The organism is Planococcus dechangensis, assembly GCF_042654465.1.
GTDB lineage: Bacteria > Bacillota > Bacilli > Bacillales_A > Planococcaceae > Planococcus > Planococcus dechangensis.
Window position 1 is genome coordinate 568,545 of the sequence record NZ_JBHSGL010000005.1, and the last position, 17,449, is coordinate 585,993.

A 17,449-nucleotide genomic window follows, 5' to 3' on the forward strand; every position below is an offset into this window, starting at 1 on the left:
GAAAACCATTTTTCTAACTGATTTCAGTATACTAGTTTATTGAGAAATTTACAAGAAAAAAGCGAACGTTTATTCGTGTTCGTATAAACAAATATCGAATTTACTCTCCCGCTATCCATTCATTCCCCTTAAATGGGCATGAAAAAACACGCAAAATTAAATTTTGCGTGCCTCTTCTTCCGTCAGTGTTCGTATCAAGTAATAAAGCGCCAGTTTCACTGCACGGATCCGGTTGGTGTTTCTCATCCCAGATAATTGAAGACGATAGGTTTTCGTTCCTTGCTCGCTTGCTATTCCGATCCACACCGTGCCGGCCGGCTGCTCGCCGTGTGCATCCGGGCCAGCTGCTCCGGTTAGGCTGACGCTGATATCGGTGTTGAACTTCTCGCGTACAGCTGCTGCCATTGCTGCAGCTGTTTCTTCGCTGACGACGGAATGCTGTCCGAAAAACTCCGGCATGATGCCAAGTTGCTGAATCTTCATTTGTTCATTATAGGTGACAACTCCCCCGCTTAAAACCGCGCTGGCACCAGATACCGAGGCGAGCTCTGACTGGAATAGGCCAGCTGTTAAACTTTCTGCAGCCGATACGGTTTTGCCTTGAGCTTTCAATAAGTCGATGGCTTTCGAAGCAAGTGAATCGTCATCATAGCCATATAAATATTGGCCGACGCGCTCCAAGATCTCTTCTTTTGCTGCATTGATCAGTGTCCATGCATGTTCCGTGCTATCTGTCTTGGCCGTCAAGCGCAAAGTCACTTCCCCAGCTGAGGCAAGCGGCGCGATTGTCGGATTGGTCTGTTTATCTAAAATGTCCTGTAGACGATCTTCCAGCTCCGCTTCTCCGATGCCATAAAAACGCAAAACGTGCGACAAGATGACATCTTCCTTATTCAACAGGCGGATCAGTTTCGGCTTGGCCTCAAACTGGAACATCGGCTCCATTTCATGCGGCGGTCCGGGCAACAGCATATATAAATGATCTCCGTTTTTATACATCATACCCGGGGCCATGCCGTTTTCGTTGACTAACACCTCGCCACCAGACAGCACAAGCGCTTGTTTTTTGTTGTTTTCGGTCATCGGCCGGCCGGCACGTTCAAAAAATGCAGCGATGGACACCATGGCCTCATTGTCCATCTCCAATGTTGTCCCGAGATGCTTGGCGATCGTTTCTTTTGTCAAATCGTCTTTCGTCGGTCCGAGACCGCCCGTAAAGATAATCAAGTCTGCACGTGATTCTGCAATGGCAATCGTTTCTTTTAATCTATCCGCATTGTCACCGACAACAGTATGATAATAAACATTAATGCCGATTTCTGCTAAGTTGCCCGAAATGAAACGGGCATTGGTATTGGTGATCTGGCCGAGCAAGAGCTCTGAACCGACTGCGATAATTTCAGCATTCATCTTTATTCCTCCAGTAAAACCTTATTTAGACGTCATGAGTCCTTTGCGATTTACATAGAAGTAATCCCAACCAGACCAAACTGTGAAGATCAATGCAATATAAAGCATGATTTCGCCAAACGGGATACCGACCAACGCAAAGCCGATGTTATAAAGCAGCAAAGCGGCAATCGCCACAATTTGCGTGACGGTTTTGATCTTTCCAAGGTTTCCGGCTGCCACGACTTCCCCTTCACCCGCTAGCACAAGGCGTAGTCCTGTTACAGCGAATTCACGGCTGATGATTAAAATAACGACCCATGCCGGCGCAAACCCGAGCTCCACGAGAATGATCAAAGCTGCCGAGACAAGCAATTTATCGGCGAGCGGATCCAAAAACTTGCCGAATGTCGTCACTAAATTGTATTTGCGTGCGTAATAGCCATCCACCCAGTCAGTTGCCGAAGCAAACAAGAAAATCAATGCACCGACTAAATGGGCGACGGGCATTGTAGCCCCTAATAGGGTGATATTTCCCCAGCCGAAATCCACAAGCATAAATGCCATGAAAATCGGGATAAGCAATATTCGGGAAATGGTGATTTGGTTTGGAATATTCATCAACTTTCTCCTCTCAATCCTTACATAAAAATAGCCATCGAACGATGGCTATTCGGCATCATCAAAGCGAATGACGATGTTTTGCGGTTTACGTTCCTGCTCATATGGCACTGGTTCACCATTCAACTCGATCGCTAACATGGCGTAATCACCGATGCGCATGAACACACTCTCTTCATCCGACACATCAACGGACTCTGTTTCGCCCGCCCCGAAAACACGGGCAGAGCTGAGCAATTCAACCCCGTCCTCATTGATGACGCTGACCCAGGAATCACCGGTTGCTGTAAAGTTTAGTGTCTTCTCAGCCGGGCCAATAAAACCATATGTGGTCGTTTCGCCTGATACACCTTCCATTGCCAATACAGCAGTTGGTTCAACAGGCTCTTCTTCCACTTGCTCAGCCTCTTCTTCAGGCGCTTCTTCCGGAACCGGATCCGGCTGCTCTTGTTCCTGCTCGACAGGCGCTTCGTACTCTACCCCGCCGCCTTCGTCTGCCGGTTCTATGCTGTTGCCTGATGTACTGAGCAAATAGAAATACCAAATGACCAATAAAATGAAAACTATAAAAAGCGCTACCAGGATTTTCGGCATTGCTTCCGGCATCGGACCAGAGCTGCGCCTTTTCGGCTCCGAACGCCTGGCAAAATGTTCTGCAGGCGGCGCTGCGGCTTGTTCTTGCGGTAACTCATCTTTATGTTCTAACAGCAATGCATCCCCGTCGAGCCCGACCGTCTGTGCATAGCGCTTGATAAAAGCACGAATGTAAAATGGGCCGGGGATTGCTGAATAGTCTCCTGCTTCGATGCCTTCGAGATATTGCTTCTGGATCTTCGTGCGTTGTTGGAGTTCCTCTAAGCTTAAGCCTAGGTCAAGTCTTGCTTGTTTCAGCTTGGCACCTAATTGTCCCACTTTCATCACCTGCCTGCTTAAAAATTGAACCCGTCGCCGAACATATCCATTTGGTCTTTATTGTTCATAAACGTGTTTCTTTCCAATACTTCATAAGTAATTTTTTCTTCCGGATGATGGCGCAGTTCAATAATGTAATCAAAATCATCAATGCTGTATTCGGAATGCTCCACAAATTTATCCGGATGTTCCACCACTTTGATGGTCGGCATCCTCATCATCTCCCGAACGAGCTGTAGGTGCCGCTCATCTGAAGAACGCCTTGTAACGATGCCGTCCAAGATGAAAATGTTATTGTCGTTATGCTCATCGCCCATCAATTGGTTTCGCACGGTTTGTTTGATCATTGTCGACGAAAGGAAAATCCATTTCTTATTGGCGCTGACGCTCGCGGCAACGATCGATTCAGTTTTGCCGACACGCGGCATGCCCCGGATTCCGACCAATTTATGGCCTTCCTGCTTGAAAATCTCCGCCATGAAATCGACCAGCAGGCCGAGTTCATCCCGCACAAAACGGAACGTCTTGCGGTCATCGGCATCTCGCTGGATATAGCGGCCGTGGCGAACCGCAAGTATATCCCGCAATTTTGGTTCACGGAATTTTGTCACAGCAATCGTTTCAATAGTCGATAGGATTTGTTCGAATCGTTCGATTTGAACATCATGTTCTGCACGCAGAAGCATGCCTCGGCGGCCTTGGTCAACTCCATTGATGGTGACGATATTGACACGCAGCATACCGAGCAATGATGCGATATCTCCGAGCAAGCCCGGACGGTTTACTTGAATTTCATATTCAAAATACCATTCTTTCATGCTCCACTCACCTTTCCCACACAGATCCCTAGCGCTTTGTCCTATATGATAGCTTACATGGCTGGACATGAAAAGACGCAGTTCGTCAGATGAGCCAACCTCCGTTTACGCGGATGGTCTGCCCGGTAATGTAATCGGCTTTGCCGCCGACCAGAAACGACACCGTATGGGCAATATCTTCCGGCGACCCGGCACCGAGAGGGATTTCTTCTTCCAGTTGCTCCCACTCGTCAGGCGATAGCCCAGCATTCATTTTTGTCCGGATCAGCCCCGGCGAGATTGCATTGACGCGCGTTCCGGAAGGAGCCATTTCTTTCGCGTAGGCTTTCGTAAACGCAAGTTGTGCTCCTTTGACGGCCGAATATGCAGTTTCCATCGAAGCGCCCGTTTCTCCCCAGATCGATGCGATAAACACAACATACGACTTAGGATGCCTCCTAAAATAAGGCGACAGCAAACGCACCGTTTCGACTGGGTTTTTCACATGGACCCGCCATAGTGCATCCTGGTCTGCATGGCTCGTGTCTTGAAGCAAGCCGGATATGGCGTGCCCGCTTGCACAGACGATGCATGAACTGTCAAAAACATGCGCAGCCACTTGTGCCGCTCCGTCATCTTTCGTGAAATCCGCCTGTACCGGAATGAACTCTTGGCCACCGTACAACGAACGGAGCTCTTGTGCAAATGACTCAACAGACCTTGTATGGTAATGAAGGTAAAGCGACCAGCCATCATGCGCCAATTGCTGGGCAATGGCACCCCCGATATCACCGGATGCCCCTAAAATGAGCGCGAACCGTTTCACGCCTCGCCGTTCTCCGGTGGTTTGATAGTAAACACTGACTGTTGGCTTTCTGCGCTGACGCTTGCGAATGCGTTCTGCAGATCGACCACCTCAATTTGTTCCAGCACAGGAACGACATCGAACAAGTTCATGCCGTTGAATGCATATTGCGTAAACTGATTGGCAATGTATTCCGGGGAGTTGAGTGCGCGCAAGAAAAAGCCGATTTTTTTGCGACGCACACGATCCAGGTCTTCTTGACCGAACGGCCATTTTTCAACAGCCTGCTGAATGGCTTTCTTGATTTCCACAGCCAAATTTTCCGGGTCGTTCGTGTCTGACCCGATCAATGCGTAGCCGAATCCGCTTTCTAGTGAATAATCAAATGAGTAAGATTCATCGATCAAGCCATTTTCATACGCTTCATGATAAAAATTCGACGTTCTGCCGAACAGCAATTCGTAGGCAAGTTGTGCGGACAATTCATGTTTAAGCATTTCCGGCCCGTGCAGGTCAAGACGCTCCGGTTTGACACCAACAAAAATTTTCGGTTTTTGAACGCCCATTTCCAAAACGCGTTCTTTGATTGCCGCTTCTTTCGGCTCTTCTGGGAATATCCGTTTGATCGGCGCTGGCGCATCGAAAGTTTTTGCGTCTTGATTGTCTTTCACTAGCTTCATCATGCTTTCCGGTTCGACATTTCCGACAATGAATAAAGCCATGTTCGATGGGTGATAGAACGTATGGTAGCACGTATACAAATGCTCTGCCGTAATGTCCTGGATCGATGCGACCGTTCCGGCGATATCGATTTTCACCGGATGGTTTTTGTACAAATTTTCGATGATGCCGAAATACAAGCGCCAGTCGGCCTGATCATCGTACATGGTAATTTCTTGCGCGATAATGCCTTTTTCTTTTTCAACTGTCTGTTTTGTGAAATAGGGACTTTGCACAAAATCCAGCAAGGTCGTCACGTTTTCTGGAATGCGCCCGGTTGCCGAAAACAAATAGGCCGTTCTCGTAAACGATGTAAATGCGTTGGCGGAAGCGCCATTTTTACTGAACTCCTGAAAAATGTCTCCTTTTTCTTTTTCGAACATTTTATGCTCTAGAAAATGCGCGATGCCGTCCGGAACTTGAATGGCTTCTTTTTCACCGAGCGGCACAAAATGGTTATCGATCGATCCGTATTTGGTCGTAAACGTCGCATAGGTTTTTGAAAACCCGCGCTTCGGCAAAATATAAACCGTCAAGCCATTTGGCAATTGTTCATGATAGAGTGTTTCCTCCAGTTGGTTAAAATCCACTTTATTCATCTGTTTCGGCCTCCTTGCCTGACAAGAAGTAAGTCATCTGCAAGCTCACTTTTTGGGCTTCTTGTGCAATTTGTTGCTTTGTCACTTTTTTCCATCTTTCAATCAAAAGCTCTGGTTCAAAGCTTTCGGATAGCTCTTTATATTGATCGTAAATATCGATTTGCCCTCTAGCGGAATCGAGCGCTTCTTTTAATTGGTTGGATAACAGAGCTTTGGTTTGGTCCAGCTCGACATCCGTAATATGGCCTTGTTTCATTTCGTCCAGCTGTTCAAGAATCAAGGAAACAGCTTTTTCCTCAAGTTTGCTATCTATCCCGGCAAGGACGAACATCAACCCGAACTGGGAAGCATAAGAGCTGGAGACATAATACGCCATGCTTTCTTTTTCACGGATATTGGCAAACAGCTTGGAATGCGCATAACCACCGAAAATGCCGTTCATCAATTGCATGATCGGAAATTCTTTATCGCGGAACGTCACCGGCGTGAAAAAAAGCATATGCAACTTGCCTTGTTTCATGTTCTCGAATTCGAGTACTCGCGATTCGCTCGGAGTGCGCAACTCGCTCTGCTGCTTTTCAGGCAAGTGTTTGCGGTCGGCAAAATGGAAATAATCGCGAATATGCGATGTGATATGCTCCGGTGAAACGTCTCCGACAACATAAATATCCACTTCGTTATTTTCCAGCATATTTCGGTAAGCTTCCACGAGCGCTTCGTTCGTCACAGCTTTTACTTTGTCAATCGACCCGTTCGACGTAATCGCTGCCGGATGGCCCGGCAGTGCAATATCCATCAAGCGCTGCTGTGCATAGCGGGTTTTGTCGTCAAACACCGATTCGATGCGTTGGATGATCGATTCCTGCTCACGCTTGAAAATGCTTTCTTTAAACAAGCCGTTTTCGAAATTCGGCTTGAACAACATCAGGTACATCAAGTTTAATACCTTCTCCAAAACACCTTCTTCCGACAAATATTGATCATTGACGGTTTCGACGTTCAGGCTGATGATATGGTCATCTCCGCGCTTTGTCGTATCTATGTAAAGTGAAGTTCCATATAAATCGTCCAGCACCATGCGCAATGCAGTATGAGATGGGTATTTCTCGTTGCTGTGTTGTAAGACGTTCGCTAAAATCGCACGGACTGAAGCATTCTCCTCAGTCAAGCGATCTTTAAAGCGGATGGAGAAATTGATCGTTTTAAACTGCGTCGTCTTATTTACATAGACATTGACGCCTTTGCAAATCGTTTTGGTTTCAAACATGTTTGATACCCCTCTCGTCGTTCTTATACTAACTATACCGGACTTTTTCCTTTAATTGCAATGATACCGGAGGAAACAAACGGAAAAAGCTAGGAGATTCCCACCTGTTTGCCCTATTCGCAGCTTTTCGCCAAATTCATTCTTCAAGCACCCCTCTACAAATATTCATTTCAAGTCTCCACAACCCGCATAAATCAAAAAAAGATGGGGAAAGTCCCCATCTTTTTTGTTACCCGCTGTTATGTGCCTATAGTGATTATGGTGATTATTAACGATTTCCTTTGATGTACGGTTTTCCGATTGCTTTCGGTGCGTTGGCACGGCCGATAAAGCCGGCAAGGGCAAGAATCGTCAGCACATAAGGAAGGATCAACAGGAAGACATTTGGAATTTCCTGAATGTAAGGAATCGAAGAACCGACGATGCTCAGTGATTGTGCAAAACCAAAGAACAATGCCGCTCCCATCGCACCGAGTGGATGCCATTTACCGAAGATCATTGCGGCAAGCGCCATGAACCCTTGGCCATTGATCGTTGCGTGGCCAAAATCATTGGTGATGGTCTGAGAATAAATCGCGCCGCCGATTCCTGCCAGTGCTCCTGAGATCATGACAGCTACATAGCGCATTCTTTTAACGTTGATTCCCATCGTATCCGCTGCCATCGGGTGTTCACCCACAGCGCGAAGACGCAGGCCGAATGGCGTTTTATAAATGACGAACCAGGCTAAAAATGCCACGCCGATCGCAAAGAAAGAAGTATTGTATACAGACGTGAAGAACAACGGGCCAATGACCGGTATATCTGAAAGAATCGGCACATTATAACGCGAAAAGCGCTCTGTGATGAAATCCGTCTGTCCTTTGCTGAAAATGCTCTTCACCAAGTACAATGCCAAAGCGATCGCCAATAAGTTGATGGCGACACCCGAGACAACTTGGTCTGCCCGGAAAGTGATGGATGCAACAGCGTGCAATAGAGAAAGCAGCAACGCTGCTACCATCGCGGCTATAAGCGAAAGCCAAGGCGTCAATCCGCCAAATGTATCTGCAAACAGCAAATTGAATAGAATGCCAACAAAAGCCCCGATAACCATCAAGCCTTCAAGGCCGATGTTGATAACGCCGGATCTTTCAGAGAACACACCGCCGATCGCTACAAGGATTAACGGTGCGGCATAGAAAATCGCCGAAGGGACGATGAAATATAGGATATCCAAAAAGCTCATATCACTTCGCCTCCTTCTTTTTGCCAGCTGCACGAAGCAGCAGCAAACGAATAATATAGCCGGATGCTACGAAGAAGATGATCACGGCGATAACAATTTCAACGATCTCAATCGGAATGCCGGCAGCATTCGGCATATTCAGTGCCCCGTATTTTAAGGAACCAAACAGCGTGGCGCCGAAAATGACTCCAAGCGGCGTATTCATGCCGAGCAGTGCTACGGCGATGCCGTCAAACCCAATCCCGGTAAATCCGCCTTTGGACGAAACATATTCAAATGTCCCGAGTGCTTCCATCGCCCCGGCAAGTCCAGCAAATGCACCGGAGATGACCATTGCTAGGATGATGTTTTTATTGACGTTCATTCCTGAATATTCGGAAGCATGCTGGTTGAATCCGACAGCTTTCAATTCAAAACCGAGCGTTGTTTTCTCTAAGATGAACCACATGACACCGACCATAATGAGTGCCAAAAGCAAGCCAAAATGCAGACGGGAGAATTCCGTCAAGTTCTCCAAAAACTCGGACCGGAGAGAGGCGCTGGCAAAAATGCGCTCCGTGCGGTCTCCGCCTTCTGAAACGGTTTTGATCAATGCGTTTGTCACATGAAGTGCGATATAGTTCATCATGATTGTGACGATAACTTCGTGAACCCGGAATTTGGCTTTCAATAGCCCTGGCACGAAGCCCCATAGTGCTCCAGCGACAGCCGCCGCCAAAATCGCCAATGGCAAATGGATGATTTTTGGCAGTTCGACTGCCACACCTACATAAGCTGCAGCAAACCAGCCGACAATCAATTGCCCTTCGACACCGATATTGAACAATCCGGAGCGGAATGCAAAAGCCACTGCCAACCCAGCCAGTAAGTAGGGTGTAATTTGGCGCAGTGTTTCACCGATAGTATAAAGGTCTCCGAAAATCCCGTTCCATAATGCAGCATAGCCTTCAATCGGACTATAACCGCTAACAAGCATAATGATCGCCCCTACGATGAGGCCGAGCACTACGGATACGACCGGGACCAGCAAGTTTGTCGTTCTATTCGACACGGTGCTCCCCGCCTTTCTTCGCTTGTTCCGCATGTCCTGCCATTAGCAGGCCAAGCTCTTGCTCGGTAGTTTGTTCCGGTATCACGACATCGACGATTTCCCCGTCGTGTATGACGGCGATTCGGTCGGACACGTTCATGACTTCATCCAATTCGAATGAAATCAGCAACACGGCTTTGCCGTTATCACGCTGTTCAATCAAGCGGCTATGGATAAATTCAATCGCCCCGACATCAAGCCCGCGCGTCGGTAGTGCTGCAATGAGCAGATCCGGATTGCGGTCTACTTCTCGGCCGATGATCGCTTTTTGCTGGTTGCCGCCTGACAAGGCACGTGCCGGTTCATGAGGTCCTTGCGTTCGGACATCAAAATCTTTGATGATTTGCGCTGCTTTTTCCGTAATCTTATCGTAATCCATGATGCCGGTTTTTGAAATCGGCGGCAGATAATATGTTTGCAATGCGATATTATGCCCAATCGGGAAATCAAGAACCAAACCATGTTTATGGCGATCCTGCGGAATATGTCCAAGGCCGGACTCTGTTACTTTCCGCGGCTTCATTCCTGTAACGTCTTTTCCGTTGATCAACACATGGCCGCTTTTGACTTTGCGCAAGCCTGTAATGGCTTCGATCAATTCCGACTGCCCATTGCCGTCGATTCCCGCAATTCCGACAATTTCTCCTCTGCGGACATCCAGGTTCAAGTTTTTCACTTTCGCCACGCCCCGGTAGTCTTCAACGACAAGGTTTTTAATTTCCAAAATTTCAGTAGTTGGATTGGCAGGGCCTTTTTCGGTTTTGAAAGTCACTTGACGCCCAACCATCAATGAAGCCAGTTCGTTCGGGTTTGTCTCAGCTGTTATGACTGTCCCAATGCCTTGCCCTTTGCGGATGACCGTCACGCGATCGGATACATCCATAATTTCTTTCAGTTTATGGGTAATGAGAATGATTGATTTGCCTTCTGCAATCAAACGTTTCATAATCTGGATCAATTCTGTAATTTCCTGTGGCGTCAGCGATGCCGTTGGCTCATCGAATATAAGGATTTCCGCTCCGCGATAAAGCGTTTTTAAGATTTCGACGCGCTGCTGCATGCCGACTGAAATATCTTCGATGATGGCATATGGATCGACATTCAAACCGTATTGCTTGGATAAAGCTGCAACTTTTTTCGCTGCGTCTTTTTTATTGGTGACGCCCATCTTGGTCGGTTCTGTGCCAAGAATGATGTTTTCCGTGACACTAAAGTTCTCAACAAGCATGAAATGCTGATGCACCATGCCGATCCCGAGTTCGTTTGCAACGTTTGGATCGGTAATATCCACTTTGTTCCCTCTTACTCGAATTTCGCCGCCTTCTGGCTGATACAATCCGAACAAAACGTTCATCAATGTAGATTTCCCAGCTCCATTCTCACCTAATAGTGCATGAATCTCGCCTTTTTCTAGTTGGAGTGTGATGTTGTCGTTTGCGACAAAATTCCCAAACTCTTTTCGGATATTCAGCATTTCAATTACATATTCCACTGTTTTCACTCCCTCGAAAACTGGTTATTTCTTGATGGTATGAATTAATACATGAAAGGCTTCCTTAGTTAGAAACCTTTCATCTATTAATCTTCAGAAAAATAGACGAAAAAAAATCATAAAGACCGGATACCCGGTCTTTATGATTGACCGTATTGACTACAGCTTATTCGGAAAGTGTTTCAGGAACTACGATGTCGCCAGCAATAACTTGTTCTTTGTACTCTTCGATTTGAGCCATGATGTCTTCAGGAATCGCTCCGCGTGAATCCGCAAGGCCTACCCCATCGTCACTCAATCCGTAAGTTACTGTTTCGCCACCTGGGAATTCCCCATTCATCGCCTGCTCAGAAATATTCATAACCGCTGTATCTACACGCTTCAAGACAGAAGTCATCGTCACGTTCGCATCGCCAGTTTGGCCTTCTTCATATTGGTCAGCATCGACGCCAATTACCCATACATTTGCTTCCGGATCTGCTTCCTTACGCTCTTTTGCTTCAGTGAAGACACCGTTTCCTGTGCCGCCAGCTGCGTGGAAGATAATGTCAGCTCCAGAACCGTACATACGGTTAGCCGTTGTTTTGCCTAATTCCGCTTTATCAAAAGCACCTGTGTATTGTACATCAACTTCAATTGAATCATCGACTTCGTTGACGCCAGCTTTAAATCCGGCTTCAAAACGTTCGATAACCGGGATTTCCATGCCGCCGACAAAACCGATTTTATTCGTCTCAGTCATCAAAGCTGCTGCAACACCCGCAAGGAATGCGCCTTCTTGCTCTTTAAACATAACGCTTGCTACGTTGGGAGCGTCCACTACTGCATCGATGATCGCGATTTGAGCGTCTTCTTGCTGTGCAGCGATTTCCGCTACTGCGCCTTCCATCAAGAAACCGATGCCGAATACGACGTCAAAATCACGGCGGATCAAGTTGTTCAAGTTTGTGTTGTAGTCAGCATCAGAAGCGGACTGGAGGTAATCATACCCGCCGTCGCCTTGTTCAAGGCCGTTTTCTTCCCCAAACTGCTGAATGCCTTCCCAAGCTGATTGGTTAAAGGATTTATCATCGACACCGCCGACATCCGTTACCATCGCTACCGAGAAATCACTTGCTTCTTCTGTGCCTTCTCCGCCTTCAGCAGACTCGCCGCCGTTCGAAGTATCTTCTTCGCTACCGCATGCAGCTAGAACTCCAGCTGCGAGCATTAATGATAGACCTACGCCAAATTTACGTTTAATCAATGTAATAACCCCCAAGGTTTTTTTGATAGTAGCAGGAATCAGATGTTTACAGACGTTTGCGAACTACGTGGAAACTGAATTTATCAGCTCGGAAGTAGTTTTTCGAATACAGCACTAAGCGATCGTTTTCATCGTAATGATGCTGCTTTAAAACGAGTAATGCAGTTTCTGGGTCACATTCAAGAATCGGCGATGCTTCTTCATGATAACCAGTTGGATCGATGAAGGTCACCGCATACGAGATACGGATGTCGCCGGATTCTTCCAGTGCCGAGAATATCGAGCTTTCTTTGCGTCCGAGAAAACCTTCAGGCATATAGACGGAAGGCACTTTGTCGATGCAATAAACGACAGGCTCTCCGTTAGCTGTCCGGACGCGTTCAATTGAAATGACAGTATCACCCGTATTGCAATGAAAGCGGTTAACATCTTCCTCAGAACAAATGGACTCCGAAGTGCTCAAATAGACAACTCCGGGCTCCATTCCCGCCTGACGGATCATATCAGAGACGCTTGTCAATTCCTCGATGCCCGATGAAAATACCGGTTTCGAATTGACAAACGTTCCAACACCGTGGCGTCTGACGATTACATTATCTTCTTCCAAAAGCCTGAGCGCCTCACGAAGAGTCGCACGGCTTACTCCAAGAGATTTCGATAGTTCGAATTCGGATGGCAATTTCTCTTTCTCTTTGTAGACACCCGCAGCAATATCTTGCTTCATTCGATCGATTACTTGGAGATACAATGCACGGTGATCCGATTTGATTGTCATATGATTCACCACCCATGACAGAGATCAGACATCTGATGTAAAACATTCCTACTAATCAGAAATACTATACCATTTAATAGGATTGAAATAAATAGCAATTTGTCGAATTCTGCGAATTTTTGCAAACAATCCTTCTCAAAATCTAAACAATTTGTCACAAATCAGCTATTTTCGGCTCAGTATTCTTCCTGCTTAGGAACCAGAACATGGCGTGGCTTACTGCCCTCGTAAGGTCCGACCACTCCGCGCTGTTCCATTTGGTCTATAATGCGTGCAGCACGCGAATAGCCGACCCGGAACCTGCGCTGCAGCATGGAAACGGATGCTGTCTGCATTTCAGTAACCAATTGGACCGCATCATCGTATAATTCATCGGTATCAGCATCGACACTGACTTCTTCTACATCGGAAGGAATCATATCCTCCTGATATTGCGCTTTTTGCTGCTCGATGGAAAAGTCGACGATTTTCTCGACTTCAGCATCTGATAAAAATGCGCCTTGCACACGCACGGGCTTGGATTGTCCTGCACCAAGAAACAGCATATCTCCGCGACCGAGTAATTTTTCCGCACCGCCCATATCGAGTATGGTACGGGAATCGATAGCAGATGACACCGCAAACGCGATGCGCGACGGGATATTCGCTTTGATGACGCCGGTTATGACGTTAACGCTCGGACGCTGTGTCGCAATGATCAAATGGATCCCTGCCGCACGCGCCATCTGTGCAAGCCTTGTAATGGCATCTTCCACTTCATTGGATGCGACCATCATCAGATCCGCCAATTCATCGACGATGACGACGATAAACGGCAACTTTGGATGCTTTTCTTCATTTTCTTCATTGAATTTATTGACATATTCGTTGTATCCTTCAATATTGCGCGTGCCGGTGTGGGAAAACAGCTCATAGCGACGCTCCATCTCCGAGACGATTTTCTTCAATGCTTGTGCAGCTTTTCTAGGATCCGTCACAACAGGAGCGAGCAAATGAGGAATGCCATTGTAGACATTCAATTCAACCATTTTCGGGTCGATCATCATCATTTTCACTTCATGCGGCTTGGCGCGCATGATGATGCTGGTGATGATGCCGTTGATGCACACCGATTTTCCGCTGCCGGTAGATCCTGCTACAAGCAAATGCGGCATCTTATTCAGCTCTGTCATCACCGCTTGTCCAGTCACATCACGTCCGAGGCCGAACAATAATTTTGAATTAGGTCGGTTGTTTTCTTCTGATTCCAACACTTCACGCAAACTGACAACCGCGACTTCGGTGTTCGGCACTTCAATGCCAATCGCCGACTTCCCTGGAATCGGAGCTTCTATGCGTATATCACGGGCAGCTAGCGCCAGTGCCAAATCATCGTGAAGGCTGACGATTTTACTGACTTTTACGCCAACATCCGGCAGCACTTCGTATTTGGTGACAGCAGGCCCTAAGTGGACTTGCGTCACTTTCGCACGGACACCGAAACTTTGGAAAGTTTTCTCGAGTTTTTTTGCGTTTTTCTGAATACCGGAATATTCCCCGCTTTGGTCGCTATGCGGCGGCAGCGTCAACAAGTCGATCGGCGGCAGCGTATAATCTTCATTTTCCGCTTCTTCTTTCATGGACATGACCGGCTCTTTCAAGATTTCGCCCGTTTCCGGGTCGACATTGCGCACTTCATCGGCCGCTTCGGAATTTTGTGTTTGAGAGCTGACCGCTTGTTTTTTCGGTTTGACGTTTTCAGTGAAAGCGGAAATGATCGGTTCTTTTTCGGCCGCTTCATCCGGTTGGGCATCTGTTTCCTCCTGATCAAAAACAAAGGTCTTTTCAGGCTCTTCAAGTGCATCGTCATATGACAATTGATCGTTCATTTCGAGCACCTTTTCAGGTGCTGATTTTCTGCGCGGTTTTTTCGCAGGAGCGGATTTCTCCGGTTTGATGCGCTCGATTGCCGCACGCATAGCTTCACCTGCAGCAGGCAAACGCTCTGCGATAAACGGCGCCGCTGTTTTTCCAGTTAAAATGATGGCACCGATCGACACGAGGATGAAGGCGATCACCCAGGTACCCGCAGTGGCGAACAGCACATGTAGCATCGCATAAAGGAATGCCCCGAGCATGCCGCCTCCGGTTGCCTGGAAATCTCCCCAAATCGTTCCGGTCATTTGCGTCATTTTCGAAGTTTCAGACATTACATTGCTAGAAGTGATCGGGAGTATGGAGCTTGCTGACCAAATCAAATGGCTGATGAGCAATCCCCCTGCCATAAGAAACAACGAACCTGTCGCTGTTTTCAACCGGATTTTCGGTATGCCACGCTTTACCATGATATGGAGCGCTAAGGCAATCAATGCGATCGGTACGAGAAATGCCAAATAACCTGCCATAAATTCAGCGATGTTATTGAACATCCGCCCGATCAGCCCTAACCGGAAAACCATCAAAATCGCGATGGCGATCATGACGAGACCGGTCACTTCATAAGCGATCATCGGCACTGGCTGTCTTTTTTTCTTGTTCGTTTTCGGTTTGGCCCGAGGAGTATTGCGCGGTTTGGTACGCGGCTTTGCAGTTGTTTTGGTGGTCGTACGGCTTCGCGCCATGTAATTCCCTCTTTTCTTCCGTAATAAAAGGGATTCCTGCCGATTAGATCGGTACGGAATCCCTTTACTTGTATTCTTGGCTTAGTATTCCATGATAATCGGAATGATCATCGGACGCCGTTTCGTCTGTTGATACAAATACGAATTGAGCGTATCACGGATTTCCTGTTTGATATTGTTCCATTCGAACGCATCACGCGTAACGTATTTGTCGACCACTTTGCGGACCAATTGGCTCGACTCGTCGAGTAATTTTTCCGACTCGCGGACGTAGACAAATCCTCTGGAAATGATTTCTGGACCAGAAGCGATGCGTTTTTCTTTGCGGTTCAATGTTACGACGATAATGAAGATGCCGTCTTGTGACAATAATTTACGGTCACGAAGGACAATGTTTCCGACATCGCCAATGCCGATCCCATCGATCAATACATTCCCTGTCGTGACGCGGCCGCTCATGCGTACTTTTTCTTTGCGGTATTCGACGATATCGCCCTTATCGGCGATGAAGATATCGGATTTTGCAATTCCGACTTGCTGCGCCAATTTAGAATGGGCAATCAGCATTTTGTACTCGCCTTGGATCGGGATAAAATATTTCGGCTGCATCAAGTTCAACATCATCTTCAAGTCTTCCTGGCTGCCATGGCCGGACACGTGGACTTTCTTATTCGCTGTCAACACTTTCGCGCCTGCTTTTGCCAATTTGTTCATTGTCTGGAACATCGGCACTTCCATCCCTGGAGACGGAGTGAACGTGATCAATACCGTATCTGTTGCATTGATGCGGATATCTTTATGCTGGCGCTTGACCATTTTATCAAGCGCTTCAAGGGGCTCACCTTGATTGCCCGTCACGATGACGACGACTTCATCATCATTGTATTTTTCAAGATCCTTCACGGAAATGACCGTTTCTTCGTCCACTTGCAAATAATCTAAGCGTAAGCCGACTTCGTAGCTTTTTTCTAAGCTTTTGCCGACAACCGCCACTTTTTTGCCGGTTTGCTTGGCGATATCGAACACTTGTTGAATACGGATGAAGTTTGATGAATAAAGCGACACGAGAATGCGCCCTGGTGCTTGATGGAATGCAGTCAGGATATGGTCTGCAACGACTGTTTCAGACGTTGTGTACCCCGGGCGTTCCGCTTCTGTCGAATCTGACAGCAGCATCAAGACACCATCTTCACCGAGTTTCGCCATTTTAGCGTAATCCGGACGGTAGCTGCCTCTCATCGATTGGTCGAATTTGAATTCGCCTGTATGAACAATGGCGCCTTCAGATGTATGGAAAACGATGCCCAGTGCATCCGGGATGCTGTGTGTAGTATGGAAAAATGTCACATGGGTTTTATCGAAATTCATACGGCTTTTGTTTGTCACTTCAAAGAATTTATAGTGCTTCAGCGAGCCGAGTTCTTTTACATGCTCTTTAGCCAGCGCGATGGTCAACTTCGAACCGTAAACCGGCGCTTGGACTTTTTTCAATAGATACGCAATCGAGCCGATCGCATCTTCATGGCCGTGCGTCAGGAAGATCCCTTTGACACGGTCTTTGTTTTCTTCGAGATAAGTGACGTCTGGAATAACGATGTCGACGCCGAGCATCTCATCTTCCGGGAACATCAATCCGCTATCGACCACGAACAAATCATCATCGATGTCGATTACGTACATCGCTTTCCCGATTTCTCCTACTCCGCCGAGCGGAATAACTTTAATAACTTCATTTTTAATTTTACTCAATTGATTTCCTCCTAAAATAATTCACCCGTACAGATCCATAGTCTTCATTATACGGTAATCACCGGTAACAGTCCAAAGAAAAAATATTCTCCACTTTTTGGGGAAATCCGCGCTTTAAAAATATTGCCTTGAACACAAAAACACACGCCCATCCAGGAA

Annotated in this window: 14 protein-coding genes; all 14 read right to left on the bottom strand. The window is 47.1% G+C overall.

The window, feature by feature from the left end:
• Positions 1-156: 156 nt before the first annotated feature.
• Positions 157-1,410, bottom strand: a complete 1,254-nt coding sequence (locus ACFO5U_RS06100; protein WP_377277591.1) for a competence/damage-inducible protein A — start codon at positions 1,408-1,410, stop codon at positions 157-159.
• 21 nt (positions 1,411-1,431) lie between these two features.
• Positions 1,432-2,010 carry a CDP-diacylglycerol--glycerol-3-phosphate 3-phosphatidyltransferase gene (pgsA, locus tag ACFO5U_RS06105; protein ID WP_377277592.1) on the bottom strand — a complete coding sequence of 193 codons (579 nt, stop codon included), beginning with the start codon at positions 2,008-2,010 and terminating at the stop codon, positions 1,432-1,434.
• Between the two features lie 48 nt (positions 2,011-2,058).
• Positions 2,059-2,928 (bottom strand): helix-turn-helix domain-containing protein, encoded by an 870-nt coding sequence (locus ACFO5U_RS06110; protein WP_377277594.1) that lies wholly within the window; start codon positions 2,926-2,928, stop codon positions 2,059-2,061.
• Positions 2,929-2,939: 11 nt separating this feature from the next.
• Positions 2,940-3,740, bottom strand: coding sequence for a YmfK family protein (locus ACFO5U_RS06115; RefSeq protein ID WP_377277596.1), 801 nt, complete (start codon positions 3,738-3,740; stop codon positions 2,940-2,942).
• Positions 3,741-3,825: 85 nt separating this feature from the next.
• Entirely contained in the window at positions 3,826-4,545 is a 720-nt protein-coding gene (gene ymfI, locus ACFO5U_RS06120) for an elongation factor P 5-aminopentanone reductase (RefSeq protein ID WP_377277598.1), read from the bottom strand.
• Positions 4,542-5,843 carry an EF-P 5-aminopentanol modification-associated protein YfmH gene (gene yfmH, locus ACFO5U_RS06125; RefSeq protein WP_377277600.1) on the bottom strand — a complete coding sequence of 434 codons (1,302 nt, stop codon included), beginning with the start codon at positions 5,841-5,843 and terminating at the stop codon, positions 4,542-4,544. Before yfmH ends, ymfI begins: the two co-directional genes overlap by 4 nt.
• Complete coding sequence (gene yfmF, locus ACFO5U_RS06130; protein WP_377277602.1) at positions 5,836-7,110, bottom strand: EF-P 5-aminopentanol modification-associated protein YfmF; 1,275 nt, start codon at positions 7,108-7,110, stop codon at positions 5,836-5,838. The genes yfmH and yfmF overlap by 8 nt, the downstream gene beginning before the upstream one ends.
• 268 nt (positions 7,111-7,378) lie before the next feature.
• Positions 7,379-8,338 (bottom strand): ABC transporter permease, encoded by a 960-nt coding sequence (locus ACFO5U_RS06135; RefSeq protein WP_377277604.1) that lies wholly within the window; start codon positions 8,336-8,338, stop codon positions 7,379-7,381.
• 1 nt (position 8,339) lies between these two features.
• On the bottom strand, positions 8,340-9,389 hold the full coding sequence (locus ACFO5U_RS06140; RefSeq protein ID WP_377277606.1) for an ABC transporter permease: 1,050 nt from the start codon (positions 9,387-9,389) through the stop codon (positions 8,340-8,342).
• Positions 9,379-10,920 (bottom strand): ABC transporter ATP-binding protein, encoded by a 1,542-nt coding sequence (locus ACFO5U_RS06145; RefSeq protein WP_377277608.1) that lies wholly within the window; start codon positions 10,918-10,920, stop codon positions 9,379-9,381. The genes ACFO5U_RS06140 and ACFO5U_RS06145 overlap by 11 nt, the downstream gene beginning before the upstream one ends.
• A 166-nt stretch (positions 10,921-11,086) precedes the next feature.
• Complete coding sequence (locus ACFO5U_RS06150) at positions 11,087-12,166, bottom strand: BMP family lipoprotein (protein ID WP_377277610.1); 1,080 nt, start codon at positions 12,164-12,166, stop codon at positions 11,087-11,089.
• 46 nt (positions 12,167-12,212) lie between these two features.
• Positions 12,213-12,941 (bottom strand): GntR family transcriptional regulator, encoded by a 729-nt coding sequence (locus tag ACFO5U_RS06155; protein WP_377277611.1) that lies wholly within the window; start codon positions 12,939-12,941, stop codon positions 12,213-12,215.
• A 176-nt stretch (positions 12,942-13,117) separates the two neighbouring features.
• Positions 13,118-15,541: an FtsK/SpoIIIE family DNA translocase gene (locus ACFO5U_RS06160; protein WP_377277613.1), complete on the bottom strand. Its 2,424-nt coding sequence runs from the start codon at positions 15,539-15,541 to the stop codon at positions 13,118-13,120.
• 81 nt (positions 15,542-15,622) lie between these two features.
• Positions 15,623-17,290 (bottom strand): ribonuclease J, encoded by a 1,668-nt coding sequence (locus ACFO5U_RS06165; RefSeq protein WP_377277615.1) that lies wholly within the window; start codon positions 17,288-17,290, stop codon positions 15,623-15,625.
• Positions 17,291-17,449: the final 159 nt, after the last annotated feature.

What these genes read in the sequence shown, in the direction of transcription:
- ACFO5U_RS06100 (WP_377277591.1), bottom strand. Translation starts at nt 1,410, where the DNA reads ATGAATGCTGAAATTATCGCAGTCGGTTCAGAGCTCTTGCTCGGCCAG.
- pgsA (WP_377277592.1), bottom strand. Translation starts at nt 2,010, where the DNA reads ATGAATATTCCAAACCAAATCACCATTTCCCGAATATTGCTTATCCCG.
- ACFO5U_RS06110 (WP_377277594.1), bottom strand. Translation starts at nt 2,928, where the DNA reads ATGAAAGTGGGACAATTAGGTGCCAAGCTGAAACAAGCAAGACTTGAC.
- ACFO5U_RS06115 (WP_377277596.1), bottom strand. Translation starts at nt 3,740, where the DNA reads ATGAAAGAATGGTATTTTGAATATGAAATTCAAGTAAACCGTCCGGGC.
- yfmH (WP_377277600.1), bottom strand. Translation starts at nt 5,843, where the DNA reads ATGAATAAAGTGGATTTTAACCAACTGGAGGAAACACTCTATCATGAA.
- yfmF (WP_377277602.1), bottom strand. Translation starts at nt 7,110, where the DNA reads ATGTTTGAAACCAAAACGATTTGCAAAGGCGTCAATGTCTATGTAAAT.
- ACFO5U_RS06135 (WP_377277604.1), bottom strand. Translation starts at nt 8,338, where the DNA reads ATGAGCTTTTTGGATATCCTATATTTCATCGTCCCTTCGGCGATTTTC.
- ACFO5U_RS06155 (WP_377277611.1), bottom strand. Translation starts at nt 12,941, where the DNA reads ATGACAATCAAATCGGATCACCGTGCATTGTATCTCCAAGTAATCGAT.
- ACFO5U_RS06160 (WP_377277613.1), bottom strand. Translation starts at nt 15,541, where the DNA reads ATGGCGCGAAGCCGTACGACCACCAAAACAACTGCAAAGCCGCGTACC.